Source organism: Streptomyces sp., assembly GCF_036566765.1.
Classification (GTDB): Bacteria; Actinomycetota; Actinomycetes; order Streptomycetales; family Streptomycetaceae; genus Streptomyces.
In genome coordinates, this window is the sequence record NZ_DATCVQ010000569.1 from 21,153 (window position 1) to 27,311 (window position 6,159).

Below are 6,159 nucleotides of genomic sequence, written 5' to 3' on the forward strand. Positions count from 1 at the left end.
CGGGCGGGTCTCACGCCGCCTTCCGGCCCTCCGCCAGCGCCGTCACCATCCGCGCCAGCCGCTCCGCCCGGCCCTTCGCCGTCCGGGCCTGCCAGAGGCGCAGGATCACCAGGTACTGGTCGGTCCTGCCGAGCCCCTCGAAGCGCTCGCGGGCCCGGTCGTCCGCCGCCAGCGCCGCCGCGAGGTCGTCCGGCACGGTCGCCTCCCTCTGGGAGGGGTACGCGCCCGCCCACCGGCCGTCCGCCTGCGCGGCCCGCACCTCCGCGAGGCCCGGCTCCCGCATCCGCCCGGCGGCCGTCAGCGCCTCGACCTTGCGGACGTTCACTTGCGACCAGAGCGCCCGCGGCCGGCGCCGCGTGTACTTCTGGAGGTAGTGGTCGGCGTCCCCGGCTCGGCGCTGCCCGTCGATCCAGCCGAAGCAGAGCATGCAGTCCAGCGTGTCCGTCAGGGAGAGCGACACGGCCGCCGAACCCTTCCTGGCGATCCTCAGCCACACCCCGGGCGCGTCCGTCCCGTGCTCCTCCAACCAGGCCTCCAGACCGGCCCGATCGGTGAACGCCATGACGGGGAGACCTTCGAACTCGTCCATGCGGCGAGCCTATTGCGTCAGCGGGGTTCCTCCGCCCCTGGTGCGCCCGGCGGGAGCGGCTCGACGCCGACGACGCGCCGTGTCTTCGTCGCCTCGACGAAGGCGACGACCCGCTCCTCGCCCGGGATCAGCCACTCGAACCGCTCGGTGCCGAGGTACTTGGCCGCCAGCCGGGCCATGTTCCGCTCCGCCTCCGCCCCTTCGACGAACCGGACCACCCGGCCGCGGATCTGGACACGGTCGAACGGGTCGGCATGGTCCGCGTGGGACAGGCAGACCCGCGGATCGCGCCGGAGATTGCGTTCCTTGATACGGCCGACGGCGGTGTTGAAGAAGACCAGGTCGCCGTCGAGGCCGACCCACATCGGGCTCACATGCGGCGCCCCGTCGGCATCGACCGTGGCGACGTACCAGATGTCCGGGGCTTCGATCCGCTCGCGGATCTCCTTGGGGAGCGCAGCCATGATCCCCTCCTGCCCCACCGCGACCCCGAGCAAGCGCCAAGCACCGTGCGTGGAACAGGAATTCACTCCCGGTTCCCGCGCTACTCGTTGGCGGACGCGGGCCGAGGTGGCAGGATCTGGCCGCCCTGCGATCACGCAGGGCGCCAACCCCCCACATATTCGGAGGTCCCGCATGCGTCGTCGTGGCGCACTGCCCTTCGCGGCAGTTGCACTGGCGGTCACAGCCACCTTCCTCTCCACCGGCGCGGCCTCGGCCGAGCCCGCGAACAAGGAGCAGCTGCTCGGTTCCTGGACGCAGACCGACGAGGGGAGCCAGAGCGCCTGGCTGTCCGCGGCGGGCGACCAGGGCCAGTACGCCGAGTACGGCTTCGACTGGTCCACGGACTACTGCAGCTACTCCCCGGACAACCCCGGCGGGTTCGCGTTCTCGAACGCCTGCGCCCGGCATGACTTCGGTTACCGGAACTACAAGGCGCTGGGCGCCTTCGCCGCCCACAAGTCCCGTCTGGACTCGGCCTTCTACGAGGACATGAAGCGCGTCTGCGCCGCCTACTCCGGTGAGCAGCGCACGTCGTGCGACAACACGGCCTGGTACTACTACAAGGCCGTGTCCTGGCTCGGCTCCGCGAAGGCCCAGGACGGCGCCGCGCACGCCGCCTGACCGATCGTCCGCCCCGGCCCCACCCGGCGGTGACGCGACGGCCCGGCCGCCCGCTCTGCGGGCTGCCGGGCCGTCGCCCTGCGGAGCGCTCCTCGCCCGGCGGACCAGGCGCTCGGCGGCGCTCGGCTCCCTCAGATCCGCGCGTGCGTGGTGATGTCCGACTCGAACTGGGTGATCATCTCCGGCGTCACCGTCGGGCGGCACTGGGCGATCGCCGCGAGGTAGTCGGCCGTCGTCGCGCCCGGGGCCGGGTCGCCCGCCGCGGCGAGGTCCCGCTCGAAGGAGTTCTGGGCCGCGATCCGGGCCGCGTGCTCGATGTCGGCCGGGGTGAACAGGTCGCTCGCGGCGACCAGTTCGTCCACGTCCACGTCCGGTCGACCGTCGGTGTAGCGGGACCAGATCGCCGCCCGGGCCGCCTTGTCCGGGGTGCCGATCGGGATCAGGTAGTCGAAGCGGCCGGGGCGCAGGAACGCCGGGTCGAGCGAGCGGATCGAGTTGGTCGCGCAGACCAGCAGCCGCTCGTCGCGCTCCCGGAACCCCGGGATCAGCTTGAGCAGTTCGTTGGTCACGCCGTGCATCCCGCCGGGCTGCGCAGGCTCCGAGCGCACCGGCGCGATCTCCTCGACCTCGTCGATGAAGACGAGGACCCGCTCCAGCTCCGCGATCCGGGCGAACGCGCTGCGCAGCGCCGCCGCCAGATTGCCCTCGTCGGCCAGGCGCGAGGGAAGGATCTCCACGAACGGCCAGCCGAGCCGCGAGGCGATGCCGCGCGCGAAGGTCGTCTTGCCGGTGCCGGGCGGGCCGAACAGGCCCACCGCCCGCGGTGGCCGCACCCCGTGCCGCGCCGCGCGCTCCGGCTCGGCCAGCGGCAGCACGACACGCCGCTCGATCAGGTCCTTCTCCGCCTCCATGCCGGCGACCTTCGCCCACAGGTCGTTGGGCAGGAACCGGCCGCCGAGGTCGTCGAGCAGCCCCGCCGCCGGGCCGTGCAGCGGCTCGACCTTCTCGAAGTACGCGACCGCCGGCTGCCGGGTGTAGCCGGCGTTCAGCAGCCCCTCGCCGTGCAGCTCCTCCTCCGGCAGCACGTACGCGATCCGGCCGACCCGCGCCGCGAGCAGTCGCCGCTCCAGCTCCACGAGCAGCGCGCTGGCCAGTCCGCGGCCGCGCCACCCCGGCTGGATCGCGATCCGCATCACCCAGGCCCGCTCGCCGGCCACGCAGGCGAGCGCGGCCCCGATGGGCACGCCCTGGTGGACGGCGACGACGGCCGGCTGCCGGGAGGTGAGCGCGCCGATGCACTCGGCGAGCGAGAAGACCGACTCCTGCCCGAGCTCGGCCGTGGTGTCGATCAGGTGGACGACCGCGGCGAGATCGCTCTCGCGGTAGTCGTGGATGAGCCAGTTCACCGGTACCGCCCCTCGTTCGTGCAGTGCGTGCTGTGCTGCTCCGGTGACGCTAGGCGTCAGTCGCGAGGCGGGTCCTCTGCCACGGTGCACAATCCGCGCCGGTGAAACGCTACGAACCGTCACTGGCGGAGCGCGGAGCGCGGAGCGTGGAGCGCGGGAGACGGAGACGGGAGACGGAGACGGGAGACGGAAGGCGGAAGGCGGTGCGGAAACGGGCGAGGCCCCCGGGACGGTGTCCCGGGGGCCTCGAAGCCGATCGCTCGGCCGAGAAGGCGCCGTCAGACGGCCGGGGCGAACTTCGGGTTCGCGCCGTAGGCGTTGCTCTCCGGGGCGCCGTCGCTGGCCAGGAACACCAGCAGGATGATGCCGCCGACGAGCGGAACGGCGCCGATGAGGATCCACCAGCCGGAGCGGCCCGTGTCGTGCAGGCGACGGACGGCGGCGCCGAGCGACGGCAGGAGCGTGCCGAGCAGGTAGACGCCGTAGAGGATGCCGTTGGTGCCGACGGCGAAGTCGACGGCGAGCAGCACGGCCGCGACGATGAAGTTGAAGAGCACGAACATCCAGTACTCCTTGCGGCGCGCACGCCCGCTGAATACCGCGTACTTCTTCAGAACGTCCAGGTACCAGTTCACTTAGTCCCCCCAAGGACTGGGTCGGTCTGCCCCGGTGAGCAGTCTCTTTACGAGGAACTTATGTGGCCGAAAGCGTGTGGGTCAATTCGTTACCGAGAGCTGGTCGTTGGGTGTGGTTGTGTCTGGATTTGGCATGGCGAACGGCGCCGCGAGTGCGACGCCGTTCGTGAGGAGGGGTCGGATTTCAGCCCGTTCTTCGCGACTTGCTCATGAGTAGGCCGCCCGCCACGAGGGCGAACAGGCACACGCATGCTCCGGTGATGACATTGGAGACGATCGCGCCGGTACCGGCGTCCCGGGCAACCACCCAGGGGGAAACGATCAGCCAAACACCGAGCAACAGGACGACGAAGTTGAGGTCCTGCGACCTTTCCGGGGCCATGGACATGCACAGGCCCAGCGCCGCGATGCTCAGACCGATGACCAGGTTGCTGAGGGTCAGTTCGGGCCGGGCGAAGTGGACCGCCCATGCGGAGACCGCGGCGTAGAGTCCGGCGAGGATCACCAGTTCCTCCACCGCCGCGACACCTCGGGTCTCGAGCATGCGGGCGTAACGCTCGCGCATTTCCGATGCGTCGGGGTGTCCCGCGATATCACCTGGACGGTGAGAGACGTCGGCCATACGACTCGCCTCCTTCGGACGTCGGACGTCTGGCCGTGTTGCGGCGTGGTGCCGCTGTTTCATTGTGCCCTTATCTGGCCTTTATGTGTAGATCTGCCCGATAAGGAATCCGCACAGAATTTGCTCGCGGATTCTGCGCACAGTGGCCAAACCCGGTCCGGACGCCGCTGATCAGGAAGCGGTCGGGAGGCGCTCAGGACGAGGTCAGGGAGTCGTTCCGGATCCGTACGGGCGGGTCATGATCTCCATGTTGTGCCCGTCAGGGTCGTCGAAGTACGCGCCCCGGCCGCCGTAGTAGTTGTTGATCTTTCCCGGCTGGGAGTGCCCGGGGTCGGCGAAGAACGGGATGCGCGACTCCTTGATCCGCCCCATCATCTCGTCGAACTCCTCCTCGGAGACGAGAAAGGCGTAGTGCTGGCTCGTCACCGGCCGGTCGGGGTTCTCGTAGTAGTCGAGCCCCACGTCGTTGTCGGTCACGACCGGGAGGAACGGGCCGAAGGGGGCGCTGACCTCGAGTCCCAGAATGCGGGCGAGGAATTCCGCCGAGGCGCGCTTGTCGGTGGCGTGCACGATGGTGTGGTTGAGCTGGACGGTCACGATGTGTCCTTCCGTATGCGTGGAGCGTCACACGCGGCTGTCATGATGCAGCTGTCATGTTTACGACCCTAATTCGGAAGATCATTCCGGGCGACGGCGATTACGGCCATCTCCCGGCAAGCCGCCGGACAACTCCCCGTCGTAGCCTGGAAATGAACTCGGGGCCGTTCGTCGCACCGCCGGGAGGCGGATGACCATGACCGCAATCGTGTCTCGGAGCTTCGACTCCGCCGACGAGACCCGTCCCTTCGAGGGCGGCAAGGGCAGGCTCGACCTCATTGTCACCGACGGCGGACCGGTCGGCAGGGCCGTGTTCGAGCCGGGCTGGCAGTGGTCCAAGCACGTCAAGCCGCTCGCCGGGACCGACAGCTGCATGTCCCACCACGTCGGCTATGTCGTCAGCGGCCGGATGAAGGTCGTCATGGACGACGGCACGACCGGCGATTTGGGCCCCGGCGACTTCCTCGACGTCCAGCCCGGGCACGACGCCTGGGTGCTCGGCGACGAGCCGTGCGTGGCACTCGACTGGGTCGGCTTCGGAGGCTACGCCAAGTCCGCGTGACCGAGCGGGCGTCCGCGCCCGTGCCCGCTATCGCGCCTCGTCGGGGTGCAGTGCCCCGTCCTTGCGCAGCAGAGCGCTGACCGCGTCGCCGGCCGTACGGTTCAGGCCGTCGTCGACCGGCAGCACCCCGAGCGCCGCGGCGACGTCGCGCCCGTACAGATCGACGGCCCCTTCCACCAGCTCCGCCAGCGCCTCGGCCGCGCCCCGCGCGCGGATCCACGCCGTGCCCAGGGTGACCACGGCGACGGCCGAGGCCGGCCACCACCAGACCGCCACCAGGAGGTACATCAGGCCCCAGCCGGTCAGCCGGGCGCTCGCCCGGTACCCGGCGTACGCCTCCGTCAGCTCGGCGCGCGCCGGGTCGGGCAGCGCCAGCCACAGCCGCGGCCACAGCGCCGACAGGTCGACTCGGTACGCGTGATGCACCCGCACGTCCACCGCCCGCAGCCGGTCGCCGATCCACGTCGGGCGGTCCGCGGGCACCAGGGAGATCCGCGCGCAGCGGTCAAGGGCCGCACGCAGCGCCGCCCGGGCCTCCGGGTCCGCGCCCTGCGGCGGAATCGCGGTGCGCGCCACCGCCGTACGGCGCGCGACGACCTCCGCGTACGCGCGCCGCCACCGGT

Annotated in this window: 8 protein-coding genes and 1 pseudogene; 2 read left to right on the forward strand and 7 right to left on the reverse strand. The window is 70.8% G+C overall.

Going from position 1 to position 6,159, the window contains the following annotated elements; all coding sequences use genetic code 11:
* Positions 1–10 precede the first annotated feature (10 nt).
* A complete protein-coding gene (locus VIU94_RS33045) occupies positions 11–589 on the reverse strand; it encodes a YdeI/OmpD-associated family protein (RefSeq protein ID WP_331917187.1) in 579 nt (192 codons plus the stop codon).
* Positions 590–606: 17 nt separating this feature from the next.
* Complete coding sequence (locus VIU94_RS33050) at positions 607–1,053, reverse strand: TIGR03618 family F420-dependent PPOX class oxidoreductase (protein WP_331917189.1); 447 nt, start codon at positions 1,051–1,053, stop codon at positions 607–609.
* 172 nt (positions 1,054–1,225) lie between these two features.
* On the opposite strand from VIU94_RS33050, the gene VIU94_RS33055 reads away from it, so the two are divergent.
* Positions 1,226–1,714 carry a phospholipase gene (locus tag VIU94_RS33055; protein ID WP_331917191.1) on the forward strand — a complete coding sequence of 163 codons (489 nt, stop codon included), beginning with the start codon at positions 1,226–1,228 and terminating at the stop codon, positions 1,712–1,714.
* 131 nt (positions 1,715–1,845) lie between these two features.
* Here the strand turns inward: VIU94_RS33055 and VIU94_RS33060 are convergent, their stop codons facing one another.
* From VIU94_RS33060 to VIU94_RS33075, 4 genes are all read right to left on the reverse strand, one after another.
* Positions 1,846–3,120: an ATP-binding protein gene (locus VIU94_RS33060; RefSeq protein ID WP_331917193.1), complete on the reverse strand. Its 1,275-nt coding sequence runs from the start codon at positions 3,118–3,120 to the stop codon at positions 1,846–1,848.
* 278 nt (positions 3,121–3,398) lie between these two features.
* On the reverse strand, positions 3,399–3,755 hold the full coding sequence (locus VIU94_RS33065) for a DUF805 domain-containing protein (protein ID WP_331917195.1): 357 nt from the start codon (positions 3,753–3,755) through the stop codon (positions 3,399–3,401).
* A 184-nt stretch (positions 3,756–3,939) separates the two neighbouring features.
* Positions 3,940–4,377: an SPW repeat protein gene (locus VIU94_RS33070; protein WP_331917197.1), complete on the reverse strand. Its 438-nt coding sequence runs from the start codon at positions 4,375–4,377 to the stop codon at positions 3,940–3,942.
* A 204-nt stretch (positions 4,378–4,581) separates the two neighbouring features.
* The gene (locus VIU94_RS33075) at positions 4,582–4,974 is read right to left on the reverse strand and encodes a VOC family protein (RefSeq protein ID WP_331917199.1); all 393 of its coding nucleotides are present in this window, start codon (positions 4,972–4,974) and stop codon (positions 4,582–4,584) included.
* Between the two features lie 196 nt (positions 4,975–5,170).
* On the opposite strand from VIU94_RS33075, the gene VIU94_RS33080 reads away from it, so the two are divergent.
* The gene (locus VIU94_RS33080; RefSeq protein ID WP_331917201.1) at positions 5,171–5,536 is read left to right on the forward strand and encodes a cupin domain-containing protein; all 366 of its coding nucleotides are present in this window, start codon (positions 5,171–5,173) and stop codon (positions 5,534–5,536) included.
* 27 nt (positions 5,537–5,563) lie between these two features.
* On the opposite strand, the pseudogene VIU94_RS33085 reads toward VIU94_RS33080, so the two are convergent.
* A pseudogene (locus VIU94_RS33085) lies at positions 5,564–6,159 on the reverse strand (hypothetical protein); the annotation flags it as partial.